16 protein-coding genes are annotated in these 18,630 nt (G+C 55.0%); 11 read left to right on the top strand and 5 right to left on the bottom strand.

The genetic code is table 11. The features are described from left to right. Positions 1–2 precede the first annotated feature (2 nt). On the bottom strand, positions 3–428 hold the full coding sequence (locus BCM02_RS20535; protein WP_148931346.1) for an HIT family protein: 426 nt from the start codon (positions 426–428) through the stop codon (positions 3–5). A 234-nt stretch (positions 429–662) separates the two neighbouring features. Here BCM02_RS20535 and BCM02_RS20530 point away from each other — a divergent pair, with 234 nt between their 5' ends. The 3 genes from BCM02_RS20530 to BCM02_RS20520 all read left to right on the top strand — a co-directional run bounded on the left by BCM02_RS20530 (position 663) and on the right by BCM02_RS20520 (position 5,008). Then, entirely contained in the window at positions 663–1,313 is a 651-nt protein-coding gene (locus BCM02_RS20530) for a hypothetical protein (protein ID WP_148931011.1), read from the top strand. Between the two features lie 153 nt (positions 1,314–1,466). Beyond that, entirely contained in the window at positions 1,467–1,886 is a 420-nt protein-coding gene (locus tag BCM02_RS20525; protein ID WP_222871025.1) for a GTP pyrophosphokinase, read from the top strand. 422 nt (positions 1,887–2,308) lie between these two features. Then, positions 2,309–5,008 carry an OmpL47-type beta-barrel domain-containing protein gene (locus tag BCM02_RS20520; RefSeq protein ID WP_148931009.1) on the top strand — a complete coding sequence of 900 codons (2,700 nt, stop codon included), beginning with the start codon at positions 2,309–2,311 and terminating at the stop codon, positions 5,006–5,008. A 171-nt stretch (positions 5,009–5,179) separates the two neighbouring features. On the opposite strand, the gene BCM02_RS20515 is transcribed toward BCM02_RS20520, so the two are convergent. Then, positions 5,180–5,776, bottom strand: coding sequence for a nucleotidyltransferase family protein (locus BCM02_RS20515; protein ID WP_148931008.1), 597 nt, complete (start codon positions 5,774–5,776; stop codon positions 5,180–5,182). Positions 5,777–5,982: 206 nt separating this feature from the next. Between BCM02_RS20515 and BCM02_RS20510 the strand changes: the two genes are divergently transcribed. From BCM02_RS20510 to thrS, 6 genes are all read left to right on the top strand, one after another. Next, positions 5,983–7,467 carry a glycosyltransferase family 2 protein gene (locus tag BCM02_RS20510; protein ID WP_187434329.1) on the top strand — a complete coding sequence of 495 codons (1,485 nt, stop codon included), beginning with the start codon at positions 5,983–5,985 and terminating at the stop codon, positions 7,465–7,467. 290 nt (positions 7,468–7,757) lie between these two features. After that, positions 7,758–8,468, top strand: a complete 711-nt coding sequence (locus BCM02_RS20505; protein ID WP_148931006.1) for a PIG-L deacetylase family protein — start codon at positions 7,758–7,760, stop codon at positions 8,466–8,468. A gap of 49 nt (positions 8,469–8,517) precedes the next feature. Continuing rightward, complete coding sequence (locus BCM02_RS20500; protein WP_148931005.1) at positions 8,518–9,456, top strand: hypothetical protein; 939 nt, start codon at positions 8,518–8,520, stop codon at positions 9,454–9,456. Between the two features lie 257 nt (positions 9,457–9,713). Next, the gene (locus tag BCM02_RS20495; protein WP_148931004.1) at positions 9,714–10,505 is read left to right on the top strand and encodes a HalD/BesD family halogenase; all 792 of its coding nucleotides are present in this window, start codon (positions 9,714–9,716) and stop codon (positions 10,503–10,505) included. A 501-nt stretch (positions 10,506–11,006) separates the two neighbouring features. Beyond that, positions 11,007–12,266 (top strand): MFS transporter, encoded by a 1,260-nt coding sequence (locus BCM02_RS20490; RefSeq protein ID WP_148931003.1) that lies wholly within the window; start codon positions 11,007–11,009, stop codon positions 12,264–12,266. Between the two features lie 438 nt (positions 12,267–12,704). Then, positions 12,705–14,621, top strand: a complete 1,917-nt coding sequence (thrS, locus tag BCM02_RS20485; RefSeq protein ID WP_148931002.1) for a threonine--tRNA ligase — start codon at positions 12,705–12,707, stop codon at positions 14,619–14,621. Positions 14,622–14,712: 91 nt separating this feature from the next. On the opposite strand, the gene BCM02_RS20480 is transcribed toward thrS, so the two are convergent. The 3 genes from BCM02_RS20480 to BCM02_RS20470 all read right to left on the bottom strand — a co-directional run bounded on the left by BCM02_RS20480 (position 14,713) and on the right by BCM02_RS20470 (position 17,092). Next, entirely contained in the window at positions 14,713–15,045 is a 333-nt protein-coding gene (locus tag BCM02_RS20480) for a DUF2512 family protein (RefSeq protein WP_148931001.1), read from the bottom strand. 160 nt (positions 15,046–15,205) lie between these two features. Next, positions 15,206–16,234, bottom strand: coding sequence for a lytic polysaccharide monooxygenase (locus BCM02_RS20475; protein ID WP_148931000.1), 1,029 nt, complete (start codon positions 16,232–16,234; stop codon positions 15,206–15,208). A gap of 408 nt (positions 16,235–16,642) precedes the next feature. Next, positions 16,643–17,092, bottom strand: a complete 450-nt coding sequence (locus BCM02_RS20470; protein WP_148930999.1) for a MarR family winged helix-turn-helix transcriptional regulator — start codon at positions 17,090–17,092, stop codon at positions 16,643–16,645. Between the two features lie 134 nt (positions 17,093–17,226). On the opposite strand from BCM02_RS20470, the gene BCM02_RS20465 reads away from it, so the two are divergent. Together BCM02_RS20465 and BCM02_RS20460 are read left to right on the top strand one after the other, a co-directional pair. Beyond that, positions 17,227–17,814: an NAD(P)H-dependent oxidoreductase gene (locus BCM02_RS20465; RefSeq protein ID WP_148930998.1), complete on the top strand. Its 588-nt coding sequence runs from the start codon at positions 17,227–17,229 to the stop codon at positions 17,812–17,814. A 207-nt stretch (positions 17,815–18,021) separates the two neighbouring features. Continuing rightward, positions 18,022–18,630, top strand: coding sequence for a YIP1 family protein (locus tag BCM02_RS20460; RefSeq protein WP_148930997.1), 609 nt, complete (start codon positions 18,022–18,024; stop codon positions 18,628–18,630).

Below are 18,630 nucleotides of genomic sequence, written 5' to 3'. Positions count from 1 at the left end.
GGTTAGTTGGGCTCGCGCAGCACGCCGCGCAGTACTTCTCTCGTCCGCTCAAGCCGCTGCTCCGCACCGTGTGAATGCAGCGGATCGCTCCATGCGAAGCCGTCGCCTTCGTATCTCGGAATGAGGTGCATGTGGTAGTGTCCGAGATCGTTGAATCGTCCGCCGTTCTGGCAGATCGTAATGCCGTCGGGGCGAAAAGCGCGCTTCAAGGCGACCGATAGCATCCGCGATGCTTCCATGATCGCATGAGCAGTCGACAATTCCATCTCTTCCACGTCGAGCACGTGCACCTTGGGCAGGATGAGCAGATGCCCCTCGTTGAACGGCGCGATATCGAGCACGCAGGCCAGCCATTCATTCTCGTATACGATTTGCACGCCGGGCTCCAAGCCGCGTGCGATTCGGCATCCCAAGCAATCGATCGGCATGTTCGCATCCCCTTTGTCAGAAAGTTGAAGAATAATATACAAAATGCCATGATAGACATACCCGCTTTTCGCATGAAGCAAAGGAATCCCCTCCGTCCGCAGCGAGAACGACATGAAATGCCTACGAACGCGCACGGGGAGGGATTTCAGCTGTACACATCCGCCTGCTTCGGAAGTCGTGAACACACGGAACGTTATTTAAATCCAATAAAACCTTTATATTGGAGCTGAGTCATGGAAGAAGAAACAAAGCAAATTAAAAATAAGCAACCGAATATTTTGTTTTATTTTATGTTATCGATCGGATTGATAGGCTCATTAACTATTCTACTTCAAAAAATTTATCGTTGGGCCCTTGTGGATATTTTCACCCCTTTTTTTGCGCCGTTCATTGAGCTGTTTGGTTATCTAGTTTTTATAGTTTGCTCATCGATAGTTTTTGTATACTTTGTTGTAAGTAAACCATTCCAAAGAGCAAGAAACGGGATACCAATCTTGATAAATATTGTTGTTCTTATACTGATATTAATTGTTCCTTTTACTTCATTGACACTAAATCTTGATCATCGTTTCAATAAGTCAGAACGTGAAGAAGTTATTAAAATGGTATTAGATGGTTCGTTGAAACCTAACGTATCTTACAATGCAGCTATAATACATTTACCTGAAAAATACAGAAAATTGTCCAAGGGCGGTGGTGAGATTGTTCGCGAAGGAAGAGGACAGGATACCCATATTCTATTCTATACTTATCGTGGAGTCGTCGATAATTTCGCTGGATTTATATATACCGTTGATGGAAAAAGCCCGGATGAAATGTTATTTGGGGATTTTATTCAAGTGAAAAAATTAGAGAAGAATTGGTATTGGGTTAGCGCTACATAGCAGTGAATTTTAATAACAATGTGTTCAGGCGTCGGCGGACGAGCCGCTTCGTTCGTTATCGTTAAGGAATCTTGTAAGTCTTATCAGAAATTAATACATGGGGGTCGAAACCTTCATTTATACCGTATACCATAAAAGGAGGCCATCATCACAATGGATATAGAGACGGCAATAGCAATTGCGCTTAAAGCCCATAGGGGACAAACTGATAAGGGCGGATTACCATATATTCTACACCCACTGGCTGTCATGAATCGAGTGACAACGTTGGAAGAAAAGATCGTTGCCGTGTTACATGATGTTGTCGAAGATACCTGTATAACGTTGGACGTGTTGAGACAGGAAGGACTTGAAGAGGAGCTTATCAGTGCGATATCGAACTTGACAAAGAGAGAAGGAGAAAACTATACGGAATTTATAGAAAGAGCTAAGAATAATCCAATCTCAAGAAATGTGAAAATTGCGGATATTGAAGAGAATTTAAATATTTTTAGAATTAAAGAGCCTACACAAAAAGACTACGACAGAATTGAAAAATATAAAACAGCTCTTGAATATCTGGTCAAAGATTAGAGCTGTTGAATCGATTTCAATTAAAAAGATACAATTCGTAACGAATCCTGGTGCTTCGTCGATGACTCGCTTCGGTCTGCTCGAGGCATTTTTGTCGTTTCTTCGAGCGTCGGACTTTCTTGAGTTTGTAGTGGGAGAACATGCTGCCGAAATGGCGGCTTTTTTCTTTTTTTATACGATAATGATAGATTTAGAGCTGCAGCTAAATCGCCAAATAGCTACTATTTTGATGGGAAGAATCGGGAGTTTTCTTGTCAAACTATCACTAAATTGCTCGGATAACGTCAGTGTCACCATGCTTAATAAGGAGGTCTAAGTAAATTTCTTATAAAGTAATTGCTAGACCCAACATCCGATGATACAATCTGTATTGTTTTGGAAGCCTATCCCATTTCCCGTTCGATTAAGGAGGCCCATTATCCATGCAAGCGATGTCCAAGAAACGTTTGTCCGGCGCGCTCGCGCTGCTGGTGGCATGCTCGGCCCTGATTCCCGGAGCCGCGTTCGGCGCAGACCAATCCGCAGAGCCCGCTCCCAAGGAAAGACCGTTCCCTTCTTTACCGGGACAGTTCCGAGCCTTGGCGGAGCCGCCGATGTTCATCGAGAACAATATCGGCAACGCGTTCGTGCAGGCGCAGGTCGACAATACGGGCAGATTCAATGCCGCGCTCAAAGATACCGAATCCGAAGGCTGGTACAACATCGTCTACAATTGGCCTTCCAATCCCGGCACCTCGTTCACGTCGCTCAAGGTGGACGGCCAAGAGATGGTCTACGGAGATTGGACTACTGGCGAATTTCTGACTCCGCCGGCTAACAACGAATCGCTGACGGCGAACGACTCGGTGTGGAGAACGGGAGACGTGACGGTCCGTCAAGTGTTGAGCGCGGGCGTTAACCCCGCAACGGGTCTGCCCGATGCCTTGCAAATTCGCTACGTCATCACCAATACGGGCGAAACGGATCACGAGGTCGGTCTGCGACTCATGCTCGACACGATGATAGGCGGCAACGATGCCGCGCCGTTCAAGGTGCCGGGGACAAGCGGGGTAGAATCCGTTAACTACGAGCGGGATTATCTGGACGGCGACGTGCCGGCATTCTATCAAGTATTCAACGATTTCGATATTCCGGGCATCAGCGCGCAGTACTCGCTGGAAGGCCGCGACGCCACGTTGCCGGACCGCTTCACGATCGCGAGTTGGAGCACGATGGATGATACGCTTTGGGAGTATGCGATAACGGAAGGCCGCGAGACCGGCGACAGCGCGGTAGGCATGTGGTGGAATCCGGATACGCTGTCTCCGGGCGAACAGCGAATCATTACGACGTATTACGGACGTCCGGGCGTCGGCGGCGAAAGCTCGCTCGTGCTCAGCGGTCGCAAATCGCTGTCCTATGACGAATGGCAGACAAATCCGTTCAAGCTGATCTCGTACCTCTCGAACAGCACGGGCGCAGCGCTAGACAACGTGCGGCTGCAGATCGAGCCGGATGCCGGTCTCGTGCTGGATGGCACGGCGCCAGAGCAGGCGGTCGGCCAAGTCGAGCCGGGACAGACGGTTCAGACGGATTGGAAGCTGAAGGCGACGGCTGCCGGCAAGTACGGCGTTACGGTCCGCGCTTTCGAAGACGGGGCGACCGATCCGTTCGCCACGGCCGAGTACGAGGTGGAGGCGCTGGCGCCGGTCGTGCCGCCGAACGTGACCATCGGCGGCGGTCAAGGCACGACGTCCGACGGTACGCCTGTCGCCGGACGGGTGAGTCCGCTGACGATCTCGGCCAGCTTCGATAACCCGCAAGCGTCGGGCGTGTCGCTGAGCGTTGTCGATGCCGACGGAGACGAGTACGTGGCCGAATTGACGACGGAGAACGGCATCGATTGGACGCATACGTTCATCCCTAGTCAAGTCGGCTTGTGGGAGACGCCGCTGCGCGTCTTTATCACGCCACGTTATCCGGATAACGCGACCGGTCCGGTGCTTGAATTCCCGATCACGCTCATCGACCCGAGCGGGTTCATCTATAACGAAGCCAAAGGCACGGATTGGAAGCTGCCTGGCGCAACGGTCACGCTGCAATATCGCGATCCGCTGTTGAACACATGGGTGAACATGAACGAAGAGGCATATCCGGGTCAATTCTCGCCGGTGACGAATCCGCAGGTGACGGGTCTTGACGGCCGTTACGGATGGGACGCAGCCGCGGGCTCGTACCGCGTCGTCGTCAGCCGTCCGGGCTTCGCGTCGGCAACGAGCCGCGTCGTCGACATCCCGCCTCCGGTAACGGATCTCGATGTTGGCTTGACGCCGACGGATACGACCCAGCCTACCTTGACGATCGATGGCGCTCAAGACGGCGTCAGCTACACGGGGGCGGTTCAAGCAAGCTTCGAAGCTTCGGACGAGGCAGCCGGCGTTCGCCAAGTCAGTTATTCCATCGATGGCGGCGAAGCCGTCGTCGTGAACGACGACGAAGCGGCGCTTCCGGCGATCAACGGCATCGGCCAGCATACGATCGACCTGAAGGCGATCGATCATGCCGGCAACGAGAAGTCGCTATCGCTTGCTTTCGCGATCAAGGCTTCCGATCAGACGGCACCGGTCACCGAATTGCTAGCGAACGACGCGCCGGCCGCGGAATGGTATCGCGCGAACGCGATTGAAGTGAAGCTGAACGCATCCGACGAACCATCCGGCTCCGGGATAGCCGGTACGTATTACAAAGTAAACGGCGGTACGGAGAAGCCGTACAGCGGTCCGTTCAGCCTGTCCCGCTCTTCCTCGTATCATATCGAGTATTACAGCCGCGATAACGCGGGCAACGCAGAGAATGCGAAGTCGGTCACGCTGAAGGTCGATTCGGCCGCTCCGACGACCTCGTACAAAGTTAAGCCGATCTGGGCAACGAAGAGCGGCGTCAAGTACATCAACGGATATACGTGGACGCTGGCGGCCAAAGACGCTGCATCCGGCTCTGGCGTGAAGCAAACCTACTACCGCATCAACGGCGGCGCGTGGAAAACGTATGTCGCGCCGTTCGAAGCCGTGACTTCGACGAATACCCTTCATATCGAGTTCTATAGCGTCGATCATGCGGGGAATAAGGAAGTCGTGAAATAAGGCGTTAATCCCGACGCTTCAAGCGAGAAGGGGCCCTCTTGTTGGGGTAGCCACCCTCGATTAACCAAATGTTCTCCCAAGATAGTCCAAAAGGCGTCACAGGTCGTATTCCTGTGACGCCTTTTGCAGTTTGCCGAAATGACAACGGATGAACTACGAATTCCTGGGTCATCATTTGGGACGAATGACTGCTCCGGCCGCCTCCGCCGGAATATCGACCGTGGCGCGCGGCCATATCGCTTGCCAGTTCTTCTTCGATAACCGTTGCGCATAGACGCGGATCAGCTTCTCGTCCGTCAAATAGAGCGGCGTGGGCCGAACGACGAGTTCGAGCAAATCCTTCACGCCGCATGGCGCGGTCAGGATGACGCGGCCGCCTTGGTCCAGTCGAACGCCGAGCGCGGTCGCGGTCTCCGGGAACTTCGAGATGGCGTCTTCGGTGGAAGCGTAAGGCGGGAGTCCGTTCACCAGATGCATCCTGGCTTGGTTCTTCACCGACCATGGCTGTCCGGGGAGCAGCTCGGCGAGACGCGCCTCCCATCGCTTCTCCGCTTGCTCGTCCGTGCAAGCAGGATCGAAATAGACGACGTCGATATCGGGCATCGGCGTACGCGTCTCGTACCCGTGCAGCGCGTCCCACACTTTAGCCCGGACGAAACCCGCGCAAGCCCAACAATCGGGTAGTTCTAGCGCTTGCATCGTTCTCAATACGTCCATCATCCAACGATCGTCTTCGATCAACCTCGTTATCCATCGTTCGTCGCGCATCTCGTTCTCCTTTCCAATGCCGGGAGGGAATGTATGTTCTTATCATACGGGTTCTGCGAGAAATATGCTAGATTCTAGTAAAAAACACCGGCGACTGGGTAGTTAAACGTACCACTTTCCAGTAAAATAAGGTAGGACATACCATAAATGAGAGGGGGTTCATAGGAATCGATTCGACGCTTGATCAATAAGAACGAGGTGAAATGATGAAACTATCGATTATTATTCCGGCCTATAACCGGGAGAAACTGCTTGCGATTACACTGGACTACATTGCCGCGCAAAAGGACGTCGATCCGAATTCGTTCGAAACGATTATCGTCGACGACGGCTCGGAAGACGGCACGAAAGGCGTCTATGAGACCTACCGACGCCGAATTCGGCATCTGAAATACGTATATCGCGCCCGCGATGAACGATCCTGCCGATCTCGGGCGCGAAATCTCGGACTTGCGGAGAGTAACGGCGAAATGGTGATGTTCCTGGATACGAGCATGCTAATTCCGAATCACTTCATTCGCAATTTATACCGCATTATGGAAGAGCATGCCCACCCGAAGCTGAACATCTATCACTATATGATGGGGATGTGGGTGGAGCCGGAGAAGCACGATCTCACCGTCCTTGACGAGTTGACGCCGGATATTATGACCGATATTACGAAGCGATTGCTTGCGCTTCCGGAGTGGCTCGACAACCGCGAGGGGTTGTTCCAGCTGGCGGATCATGACCTGAACAAGCTTGCCGCCCCGTGGACGCTCGGCTGGTCCGGCTGCTATACGGTGAACCGGGCGTTCGTGCAGGAAGCGGGCGGGTTCGACGAAGCCTTCCTCGGCTGGGGGGCGGAAGATACCGACCTTTCGTACAGGCTCTACAAGCAGGGCGCGCGCATTATCGCGGACAGCGAAGCGCCGGCTTTGCATCTGCCGCATTTCAGCCCGAAGGAAGCATCCGTGAAAGAGGTGCTTAACAAGCGGATCAATAACGGCAAGAACCTCATGCTTCAGCATCAGAAGCGCTACGAATTCGATACGGAATTCTTCCAACTCTATCCGGGACCGTACTATAATCACGTGCTTGCCCGTTTCCACTCGCTGTCGCTCATGGAAATCGTGCCCGGGTACAGCGGCGAGCTGCTGCGCATGCTGAGGGAGCTGCTCCGCGAAGAATCGCGCACCGCGCTGATCGGCTCCGATCTGGCGTATTTCATCCAAGGCGCGGGCGTAACCGACGTTTTCCTGCAAAATCCGAACGTAATCGGCGCGCTCGGCCGCAGACTGCCGGACGCGCGCATGCATTATTTGCTGGGCATGCACACGCCGTTCGCGGATAACGCGTTCGATACCGTCGTGATTACGGATTATATCCGCGCATTCCCCGGCCGGTTCGCCATGCGCCTGTTGAAAGAAGCGTCGCGAATCGGCAAGCGCGTTATCTTGCTCTTCACCGATGAATACAATTCGGTCATCAATTGGCTCGACGGCCAGCATTGGTCGGATATCGAGCTGATCCGCAAGTCGGCTACCGCCAACAAGCTGACGGTCGCGGAATTGGCGAAGGTGGAGTCGACCCGGATTTTGGAGCTGACAGGTCCGCCTCGCAGAAAGGACTTGTCGTCGGAGATTCTCGCCGGCGAGGAGGGGCATGCCGTCAAGCAGCCAATGCCCTCGGCGCAAGTCACGGCAGACTAATTCGCATATCAACGTTAAAGGAGATCGCCGAGATGGCGGTCTTCTTTGAAATACAGGGAATGATAAGTTTCACGCTTTACAATCCTCCTGTATTTCTCCGGAACGAACCCCCCCCTCTCCGATAAAAGACGGCGATAGCCGTTTCGCCTTGAGTATTCGCGGCAAATTGCCATTTACCGCCCTGTGAGAGCCCTCCAGCAGGAGAAAGCATGGCGCGAAGAGAAGGGAGACGAGCATGGAGTAGATGACGGCGCCTAGTCGCCGAATAGACGAAAGGATGGTGCGTGTTTATGACCGCTCCCGTTATGTTCTGCTATGCCCATCCCGATGACGAAACTTTCCTGAGCGCGGGGCTCATCCGGACGTTGTCCGACCAAGGCTTCCCTCCGGCGCTGCTGCTCGCGACCAGCGGCGATGCCGGCCATAAGAACGGCGCTTACCGCGATTGGACCCGCGAGGAGCTCGGCGCGTTGCGCGAACAAGAGATGGCCGTCGCCGCGCAAGTGCTCGGCATCGCCGACGTGCGCTTCTTGCGCTTGCCGGATGGACGGCTGCAAGAGACGGATGAAGCATTATTCGTGCGGCAGGTGGCGGAGGCGATCAACCGGATGCAGCCGGCCGCCGTGTTCACGTTCCCGCCTGACGGAGGCAACGGCCACCCCGATCATCGGGCGATCTCGCGTATCGTGTCCAAGGCGGTAACGGAAGGGCATTGCGGCTCGGTTCGGCGATTATATTACGTCTTCTCGGATTCACTGGCGCAGGAAGGCCGAATTCCGGCGGTTAAGATCGACACGCTGCACCTCTGGCCGGACAAAGCCGACGCGCTGCGCGCCCATGATTCGCAAATCGAGGCGATCCGGCGTTATTTCGGCGATCTGTCGTTATGTTTGCCGGAAAGACGGTACGAAGCGTTCGCGCTCGCTTGGGAAGACGGCGCGTGGTGGCCGGAGAAGACGGAACGACAAGCGCTTGAGGAACTAGGTCTGCCCCTCTCGTAAGATCGCATCCAAGACGTTTTCGAGAAGATGAATCAGCAGGAGGGGTAAAGTGCAGCTAAACATCTATTTTCACCGTGATTTCGACGGGATGGCGGGCGCCGCGCTGCTGAGCGAGGTGTTCCGCACGTGCCGCGGCTTCGAGACGTTCGCCTATCACCCGGTCGATTTTCATCTGAAGGACGAATGGCTGGACATGCGCCTGGCGCAGCCGGCGGCGGTGCTGGATTTCTTCTATCATCCCGATGCGACCTACTATTACGATCATCACGATTCGCCGATCGCGGAGCGGTTCTTCGGGGCGCCGCAGTTGGACGAGCTTGACCGTTGTCTGTTGTTGGCGATGAAATCAACGCCATCCATCCTGCGCTACAAATTCGGTGATCGGTTCGACTTCGGCCGATACGCGGAATTGGTCCGATGGTCCGATATCATCGATAATTGCGAGTATGCCTCGCCACGGGATCTATACGAGAGCGAAGAGCCCTATATCCGATTGAACAAGCTAATCTGTTATTTCCAAGATCGGAACATGGACGACGAAATCATCCGTCTTGTGTCGTCGATGCTGCGAGAGCCGGAGGAGGCGCTGCGCGAACGCGCGGAATTGGTGGAACTGCTGATCGACGAAGAGCGGGAAGTCGCGCGGCGATTGGCGGAGACGATCGAGGTCGAAGGGGCGATCGGCTTCATTGACCAGAGCGAGAGCGGATTCGCCGTCCAGCGTTTTATCTCGTATTGTTACTATCCTGATCTCGATTATCAAGTGATGATCTATCGCAAGAACGACGCCTATCTGGTCAATGTCGGCCGCAATGCTTGGAAGTCGTTCGATTCCCGCAATCTCGGCGAGATCGCGTCGAAGCTCGGCGGGTTCGGACGGAAGGACGCCGGCGGCATTTTCGTCCGCACGCATGCCGAAGCGCTTGCGTTAGCGGCCGTCATTCGGCGCGAGTTAACCGAGGATTCGAGTTCGGAATCTCTTTTTTAACATGCATTATCGGGTCATCCATCCACGTAATAGTACGCGAAGCGCCGCAAGCAGACGTCCTAATCACGGGATGTCCGCTTGCGGCGTTTTTTTGCCTTGAGATACAAGTGCGATTGACCTGTAAACTAGTAGATATTAAAATAAAAAATGGAAATCTTTTTCGATTTTGGAAGGGGGGGATTGCATTTCCATCATCGGCAGACCGGGTTAGACTGCCGCTAACGAGGTGAACATTTTGGATAGAAAAGAGGGATATGATGAATTGGCAGCAATCGTTCGATGAAGCGGTGGAAGCGCATTTGAGCGAGCTCGAACAGCAGAAGAAGGACGAGCTTCGGCTTGCGTTCGGAGAGCGGGATATGGTCGTTTTCGACGGCCTGCTTCCGGAGCGTCTGCGAGACGAGATGCAGGAGGAAGCGCTTCGGCTGCTTCGGCAGCATGGGCGCCGCCGCGAGCTACACATTCAGGAAACCGGCAACACGCCGCGGTATTTCAACAGCGCGGGCAGACAGGCGATCGCAGAGCACGGCCGATACATTCCAGCCTTCTTCGCCTCCGAACCGATCAAGCGATTCTTGGCCGAGATCAACGCCGGCAAGCCGTTGTTTCCTGTTCCGTACGAACCGGAGGAGTATATCATCAACAGCCAACAGGCCATGGGCGATACCCACGGCTGGCATTGGGACGACTATACTTTTGCATTAATCTGGATCGTCGAAGCGCCGGCCGAAGGGGAGGGAGCGCTGGTCGAGTATATTCCGAGGACGGAATGGGACCGCGACGACAAGGCGAATTGCGTGCAGAAAATACTCGAATCCCACGAGACGAGCCGCGTCTGCATTCCGCAGGGCCACTGTTATCTGATGAAAGCCAATACGACGCTGCACCGGATCAGCCCGCTAACCGGCTCTTCCCGTAGGACGGTCATCGTATTCACGTATGCGTCGGAGGAGGATTTTCAGAAGGACATCTCGCATGAGACGATGGAGCAAATTTGGGAGAACGAGATTAAGAGCGGCCAGGAAGCGATTGCCGCAAGCGGCAGCTAACGTTTCAGGTCATCATACAGCTATCCAAGCAGTCGTTCTTCTTCGGAAGGACGCTGCTTTTTGCGCTTGGGCAGGCGGCCCGTCTCCTAGGTATTAGGCGAAAAGACGCGTCCTCCCTATTAATCGATGTAACGTTAGCAATTGGGAGAATGGATGAACATCGAGACGATTACGATTCAAACCTTGGATGCGAAGACGACGAAGAAGGTCGTCTTCTTGTTCAAGGCGTTGTAAATGCCGACGGCGCGAGCGGAATGGAGAGTTCAAGTATAACCGTCCATTACCAACCGTCCGCTGCCGATGGCGATTATAATGGGGGTAACAACTCCAGGAGGTAGACTCACATGTCCCAATCCTATATGCATGCCGCGATGGAATCCATTCGAATCGTCGAAGTAAGCGGCAGAGCCGACCATACCGCGATGTAACGGCCGTTCCGGGTTCGTTGCAGGCGCGTAAGGGGGTTGCATGCCGCCTTGTTAAAGGAGAGGTAATCGCCCCATGAGTGAAAACAAAGCGTCGCGCGTTTATTTAGCCATGTCGTTCTTCACGGCCTTGGCTAATTCTATAATGTTTACGACCTATGCCATCTATCAAGTGTTGGCGCTGGGTCTTTCGCCCTTCGAACTGCTGATGATCGGCATGGTGCTGGAGTTGACCGTACTGCTGTTCGAAGGGATCACCGGCGTGATGGCGGATATGCACGGCAGGCGCAAATCCGTCGTGATCGGCATGTTCGTCCTCGGTGCCGGCTTTACGCTGGAGGGATGCGCCATCTGGCTTGGCGAGATGCAGCTGTGGATGAGCGCGTTCTTCTGGCTTCTGATCGGCCAATTGTTCTACGGGATCGGCGCCACCTTCGTCAGCGGAGCGGATGCCGCTTGGATTGCGGACGAGGTCGGCGAACCGAAAGCCGGACCGCTATTCCTGCGGGCTGGGCGGTACGGATTGGCGGGCTCGCTGATCGGCATTCCGCTGAGCGTCCTCCTCTCGCAGGCTGACGCGAATGTCCCTTACTTGGCCGGAGGCGCGCTGTACGTGCTGATCGGCGCATTCCTCCTCGTTCGGATGCGGGAGACCGGGTTCGTCAAGCCGGACCGGCCGATAGGGCGCAATACCTACTGGGTCGGCGTGAAAGAAACATGGTTGTCGGGAGCGCGCATCGTTCGAGGTCGGCCCATCTTGTTCGCGATGCTGCTTGTCGCGACGTTAAGCGGCGCCGCGTCGGAAGGATACGACCGCTTGTGGCAGGCGCATCTCATGCTCGATATCGGTCTGCCGGAGAATTGGCCGACGGCCGTATGGATCGGATTGCTCGCGATGCTCTCGACCCTGCTGGCCGTTCCGCTCCTCCGCTTCGCCGAGAATCGCTTGGATACGGGGAACGATCAAGCGATGGCGCGGGCGCTGATGGGGTTGACTTTGGTCCGGATCGGAGCCATTGCCTTACTAGCTATGTCGCCCGGTTTCGCCTGGGCGATGGCGGCGATTCTCGTGCATGATGCCGTTCGCACGCTGGCCGGACCGATCTCGGCCGCATGGATGAACCGGCATATCGACAGCAGCTCCCGCGCGACCGTGCTCTCGATGATGGGGCAGTCGGATGCGCTAGGCCAGACGGCCGGCGGTCCGTTCGTCGGCTGGATCGGCAGCCGTTACGCGCTGCGCGCGTCGCTGCTCGTCTCCGCCGCGCTGTTGACGCCGGTCATCGCCCTCTATCGGAGTTCGGTTCGAACTTGGAGGAGAGAGGAAAAGGAATAAATTTTTGGGAATCGCTTGACTTTGATGAAAACCGCTGTGTAAGATAAAGACCATATTCAAGGCGATGACCAAAGACACGATTCCCATGCCGGGCTGCCCAGAGAGAGAGGCGATTGCTGCGAGCCTCTTCAGCTGCCGAGTGCGGAGTTACCCCTTTGCAGCCGCAGCTTGGAACCCGGTTCGCGAGTCGAGCTGTCAGTATAAGCCGCCGACTCATCCCCGTTACCGGATGCCAATGAAGGACCTGAAGTCGCCCGCCTCGATGCCAATCGTTGCCGGAGTCGCCGAAGGTCGAATTAGGGTGGAACCACGAGTTGAACGCGCTCGTCCCTTGCCGGACGAGATGCGTTTTTTTTGCGTTCAATAAGGTAGTTCAATAAGTCGCTAGTTGTCGAATTTTTGAACCCAAACTATTTTCGAGGAAACGGAGGCTTAATCATGGAGAAGATCAACGTAACAATGCCAGATGGAACAAGCAGGGGGTTCGAACGAACGACGACCGTCGCGCAAGTGGCGGCCGCAATCGGCACAGGGCTGGCCAAACAAGCGATCGCGGGGAAAATCAATGGCACGCTGGCGGATCTGAACCAGACGATAGCCCCGTATAGCCTCGTTGAAATTATTACGCTTGATTCGCCCGAGGGAGCGGAGATTCTCCGTCATTCGACCGCGCACGTACTGGCGCAGGCGCTCAAACGGATCTACGGCGATCAAGCGGTGAAACTGGCGATTGGTCCGGTGATCGAGAACGGCTTCTACTACGACGTCGAGCTGGAGAATCCGTTATCCGCCGATGACCTGGCAAGCATCGAACGGGAGATGGCGCGGATCGTACGGGAGAATCAGCCGATTACGAGCCGCGAAGTTAGCCGGGAGGAAGCGCGAAGACTATTCGCGGAGCAAGCCGAGCCCTACAAATTGGAGCTCATCGACGGTTTACCGGAGGAGGCGGTCATCACGCTGTATACGCAGGGCGAATTCACGGACCTGTGCCGTGGGCCGCACTTGCCTTCGACGGGCCGGATCAAAGCGTTCAAGCTGCTCAGCGTCGCCGGCGCCTATTGGCGGGGCGATGCGAACAACAAGATGCTGCAGCGCGTGTACGGTACGGCGTTCGCGAAGAAGTCCGCGCTCGATGAGCATTTGCACATGCTGGAGGAAGCCCGCAAGCGCGACCACCGCAAGCTCGGCAAGGAGCTGTCGCTCTTCATGTTCTCGGAGGAAGCGCCGGGCATGCCCTTCTATTTGCCGAACGGCATGACGATTCGCACGGAGCTGGAGAATTTCGCACGCGAGGCGCAGCGGAAGCTGGATTACCAAGAGGTCCGCACGCCGCTTATGATGAACAACCGGATATGGGAGCAATCCGGACATTGGGAGCATTACAAGGACAATATGTACTTCACGAACGTGGACGAGACGAAGTATGCGCTCAAGCCGATGAATTGTCCGGGACATATGCTGATTTACAAAGATCGCCGCCATTCCTACCGAGAGCTGCCGATCCGGATGGCCGAATTCGGCCAGGTGCACCGACACGAGTACTCCGGCGCGCTCGGCGGCATGACGCGGGTCCGTACGTTCTGCCAGGATGACGCGCACCTCTTCGTCCTTCCGGAACAGATCGAGGCGGAGATTGGCCGTGTCATCGATCTGATCGATGACGTCTACGGCGTCTTCGGCTTCTCGTACGAGATCGAGCTGTCGACGCGGCCCGACGATTCGATGGGTTCGGATGAGCTGTGGGCTCAAGCGGAGCAATCGCTGCGCAGTGTTCTGGAGAACCGCGGCATCGCTTACCGGCTGAACGAAGGCGACGGCGCGTTCTACGGCCCGAAGATCGACTTCCATATTCAAGATGCGCTCAAGCGGAGCTGGCAATGCGGCACCATTCAGCTGGACTTCCAGATGCCGGAGAAATTCGACCTTGTCTACATCGGCGAAGATAACGGCAAGCACCGTCCCGTCGTCATTCACCGCGCGGTATACGGCTCGATCGATCGGTTCATCGGCATTCTGACTGAACATTACGCGGGCGCCTTCCCGCTGTGGCTGGCGCCGGTGCAGGCGAAGATTCTGCCGGTATCGGAACGGTATGCGGACTATGGCTACGAGGTCAAGCGAGCGCTGGCGGTAGCGGGAATCCGGGTCGAGATCGACGCGAGGAACGAGAAGCTGGGGTACAAGATCCGGGAAGCCCGGCTGCAGAAAGTCCCTTATTCGATCATCGTCGGCGAGAGCGAATTAAACGCAGGCGAAGTGTCCGTCCGCCGACGCGGCTCGGAGGACAGCGAAGGCATGAGCGTCTCCGCGTTCGTTGAACGGATGCGGCAAGAAATAACGGACAAAAGCTAAACGATTGCCGGATGCCCGTCAAACCGCAAACGCAAGGGGAGGCCAGCCGGCCTCCCCTTGTCCACGTTATACGATCGCGTTGTTCCAGGTCTCAGTATGCTTCTTCCCGAAGCATATACCGGTGGAAGACAAACTCGAACGCCCCGAGCATGAGCGAAATAAAGAAGGCCTCGCCCAGCGACAAATTCCAGTCCAAATAATCCGCGACGACGTACAGATACGCCATGGCAAGACCGAAATCGGCGATTGTCGCGATCGTATTGTTCGTCTTGCGCAATATGAGCTGATCGCCTATCAAGTAGGCGACGACCGTTAGTCCGGTTGCGGCCATCGCGGCTTCCAGCAGCGTCGCATCGGTGTAATACATAAGAAGCGCGACGACGATCGCGCCGTTAACCAACCATTTAAACACAAACTTCGACATGTGCAGGCGGCTCCTTTATCATGTGATTCATCTTAAGTTGCCGCTGCCGCCTTCTTTTTAATCATCATTTTGCCGCGAATGCATGATTGTTCGCGCGATTCATAGCTAACGCTCGCAAAAAAGACCCGAAGTATATAATATACTCCGGGTCTTTCGCGCTTTAAGGGAGAAGTTTCCAAACGTCGGCTACGCCAGGGGTTTCGCCTAGCGTCCACCATTTGGCCTCGTAATTCTTACCGTTATGACTGACTTTATTGCCGCCTACATAGACGGTTGACGAACTCCATGCCGGGTAAGTCGGGGTTGACGTTCCGGTCGTGGTGACGGATAGCGCGGCTGATAAGTTCGAGGCTCCGCTTCCGTTAGTCGCTCTGACCGTGTAGGTATACGTCGTGCCCGATGACAGGCCAGTGTTGGTGAAGGATGTGGTCGTCGACGTGCCAACCAGGCTGTTGTTGCGGTAGATTTCGTAGCCCGTCGCGCCGCTTACGGCACTCCAGGACAGCGTGGCGCTCGTGTTCGTGATGCCGGAAGCCGTCAGGCCGGTCGGCGTGCCGAGGGTAGGCGTCGTGCCGCCCGTGAAGTTGACGTCGATGACGTTGTAGAAAGCATTAGCCGTGTCGGCGATTTCCCATACGGCGAGAATGACATGATACCCGGATTTGGCAGGAACGTTGCAATTGCTAGTGTAGGTGAATGGAGGCTGAGTACCGTTCTTCAGCTCGGTGCAGAACGGCGTCAGGTTGAAGGAGTCGCGGGTAAGTGGGGCGTTTTGGTTCCAGCCGTCTTTCGTAATGTAATATTTCCAGCTTGCCGTGGCGTGCGCCGCTGTCAGTTTCCACGTGAACTGCTTAGGGCCGGCTTGAATATTGACCTTGTTCCAGCGTGTGGACGATTGCTCGTCGAGTTTCGGGAATGCGCCGCCCGCGCTAGCGATTTTGCCGTCCGCCGGGCCTGCATTCGGCCAGCCTTTAGGCGCTTCCAAGCTCTGAGGCTCGTATACGATGGCGCCGCAATCGACGTTCGTACCGTTCTTGCACTGGATGGCACGGCTTGCAGGCGAGTCGACGTATCCGTGCGCGGAAGCTTTCTGAACCAGGATCAGCGAGAGGACCGCCATTAAAAGCATCGATCCGCCCACCAGGGCCATCTTTCTCCATAACAGTTGATTCGGCAAACTAATCGTCATTCATCTTCCTCCTTGGTCATTTGGATTGGACAAGCAGTAAGCGCTTCCAAACAAGGGGTTTTAGAAGATGTTCACCTCCCTTCCGGCTGGTTGAAAGGGTGATACAATTTGTTGCCCTTTAATCATAGCTCACCTTTACAAACGTCACAATTACAACATTTTATACAAATTAACTATTTATTACAGAAATCAATGGGTGATCCCAAATGTCGCGTTTTTTCACGGGGCTGATTTGACGGCAAGGGGAACCTTTTCGACGGGGCGTATTTCAAGGGCGAGATGACGTGATCCCGCCCGAGGGGCCGAGCGATAGTTTTCGAGGGGGCAGGGCATGCAACGGAATTTACCAGAGCTGGGCAATTAGCAATGGCCAGCCTTGGAAGATATCCGTGGAGGCAATTCGGATAGCTAGTCCTTGCGATTGGAGGGCGGGTTTGCGAAGACTTTTGCTTGGAGCAGCTCGATGGCCGCGGCGACTTCCTCCAGCTCGTCTACGCTCAACTCGCCGATGCGTGCCGCCAAACTCGCTTCTATGCTGGCGAAAGCGTTGTTCATCATCGATTCGCCGCTGGCGGTCAGACGAATCCACTGCTTGCGCCGATCTTCGGGATCGAACGATTTCACGCACAGTTCCTTCTCGCTTAATTTGCGGAGCTCCCGGCTCGTGTTGGGCATGGACATTTGAAGACAATCGCTGATATGGCTGAGCGTCACCGGTTGGCTCACTTTGATGAATTCGAGCATCTTGTATTGGACGGGCGTCACCTCTTCGAGCTGAACCGCCTTGGATAGTTCGTTCGCCGCTTGATGGACGTTCGCGACGAATTGCACGATAAGTTGAAATAATGCGGGCTGCAATCGGATCACCTCATGAACACAGTAGCAAATTAATTGTCATTAAACAATTATCAATTAATAATTATCAATTGACAACTAATTGGAGGGCGTGATAGCCTTTAGTTACCAAATCATAACGAAAGAGGGGGAATCACGTGAATGTACTCGTCATCTTCACGCATCCGAATCACCAAAGCTTGAGCTATGCTTTCCTGCAGCAGGTATTGAAAGGAATTCGCGAGAATACCTCGGTTCGCGAGGTGCAAGTGGCGGATCTGTACGCGGAGAAGTTCGATCCCGTGCTCGTATTCAACGAGGAGAAACGCAGGCGGGATATGCATGCCGACCCTAATCTGGCCAAGTACCGCGAGCAGCTCCTCTGGGCGGACAAAGTCGTCTGCATCTATCCGATTTGGTGGGGGAGACCGCCGGCCATGCTGCTCGGATTCATTGACCAGATGTTCGCCTCGGGTTTTGCTTATCGCGACAAAAAGGGACTATTTCCCGAAGGGCTGCTGAAAGGAAAATCGGTCGTCTGCATCTCCACGATGAAAGGTCCGGCGAACTATCCGCTGCTGTGGCTGAACAATGCTCATAAGGTATTAATGCGGCGGGCGTTATTCGGCTTCGTCGGGATGAAGCGGGTGAAGTTCTTCGAATTCGGCAATATGGAAAGTCCAAGCGGCAAACACCGGGAGAAGCTGGATAAAGTCTATCGTTACTTCAAGGCCGTCGCGAACTGATTCCCGCTTCGACTCATTACGTTCCGCGGGCTTGCAGGATAGGTCTGTTCCCGCTTCCACGCGTTGATCGGATTGGCATGAGCCATCCGGATATCCGAAACCGCAAGACGCTCTTTGCGTAGTTCATCGAGAACGGATTGCATTGCCTCTCCGGAATGATTAAGATGAACTGAGTCACTATACCTATCATCGTAAGGAGAACGACGCGTGGAACAACATTCATCCGGCCCTCGGACGGGCACGCTTAACCCTTGGCTGACGATCTGGATCAGGCCTCGCGCGACGATTCGCGCCTACCTGGATTCCGCGCAGCCGGAACGCCATCTCGTGCCGTTGTCGATCGTGGCGGGCATTATTAGCGCCATCGTCGAATATTCGACGAACCCGCGGCTGCAGGACATGCCGCCGGTGGCGCTTGCCATCGCGGCCATGATTTCCGGCGCCGTTGGCGGCATTATCGGCATCTATTTCTTCGGCTGGCTGATCGCGAAGGTCGGCGGCTGGGTCGGCGGGCAGGGACGATCCCGTGAGATTCGCACTGCCATCCTGCGGGGGAACTACATGCCGGCGATATTGGCGGCGATCGTCAGCATTCCGAATTTGATGATCCCGGGCGGTAGTCTGTTTAGTCTGCTATTCGGCGGTCTCACCATCGTGCTCGGCATCTGGATGCTTGGCATTAGTATTCTTTCCATTGCGGAAGCGCATCAGTTCAGCGTCTGGAAATCGCTGCTATGCGGGATCATCGCCGGCATATTGCTTATGATTGTGTTAGTGCTGGTCGTTACGGTTATTATTCTGCTGTTCAATTTATAA

Source organism: Paenibacillus methanolicus, assembly GCF_008124765.1.
Lineage (GTDB): Bacteria > Bacillota > Bacilli > Paenibacillales > Paenibacillaceae > Paenibacillus_Z > Paenibacillus_Z methanolicus.
The sequence above is the reverse complement of the archived record's forward strand: the minus strand, read 5'-3'. Positions and strand labels throughout refer to the sequence as shown.

Excerpts from the sequence above, each read along its gene's own strand:
- BCM02_RS20525 (WP_222871025.1), top strand. The coding sequence starts at position 1,467 with ATGGATATAGAGACGGCAATAGCAATTGCGCTTAAAGCCCATAGGGGA.
- BCM02_RS20475 (WP_148931000.1), bottom strand. The coding sequence starts at position 16,234 with ATGACGATTAGTTTGCCGAATCAACTGTTATGGAGAAAGATGGCCCTG.
- BCM02_RS20520 (WP_148931009.1), top strand. The coding sequence starts at position 2,309 with ATGCAAGCGATGTCCAAGAAACGTTTGTCCGGCGCGCTCGCGCTGCTG.
- BCM02_RS20515 (WP_148931008.1), bottom strand. The coding sequence starts at position 5,776 with ATGCGCGACGAACGATGGATAACGAGGTTGATCGAAGACGATCGTTGG.
- BCM02_RS20495 (WP_148931004.1), top strand. The coding sequence starts at position 9,714 with ATGAATTGGCAGCAATCGTTCGATGAAGCGGTGGAAGCGCATTTGAGC.
- BCM02_RS20530 (WP_148931011.1), top strand. The coding sequence starts at position 663 with ATGGAAGAAGAAACAAAGCAAATTAAAAATAAGCAACCGAATATTTTG.
- thrS (WP_148931002.1), top strand. The coding sequence starts at position 12,705 with ATGGAGAAGATCAACGTAACAATGCCAGATGGAACAAGCAGGGGGTTC.
- BCM02_RS20535 (WP_148931346.1), bottom strand. The coding sequence starts at position 428 with ATGCCGATCGATTGCTTGGGATGCCGAATCGCACGCGGCTTGGAGCCC.
- BCM02_RS20510 (WP_187434329.1), top strand. The coding sequence starts at position 5,983 with ATGAAACTATCGATTATTATTCCGGCCTATAACCGGGAGAAACTGCTT.
- BCM02_RS20490 (WP_148931003.1), top strand. The coding sequence starts at position 11,007 with ATGAGTGAAAACAAAGCGTCGCGCGTTTATTTAGCCATGTCGTTCTTC.
- BCM02_RS20480 (WP_148931001.1), bottom strand. The coding sequence starts at position 15,045 with ATGTCGAAGTTTGTGTTTAAATGGTTGGTTAACGGCGCGATCGTCGTC.
- BCM02_RS20505 (WP_148931006.1), top strand. The coding sequence starts at position 7,758 with ATGACCGCTCCCGTTATGTTCTGCTATGCCCATCCCGATGACGAAACT.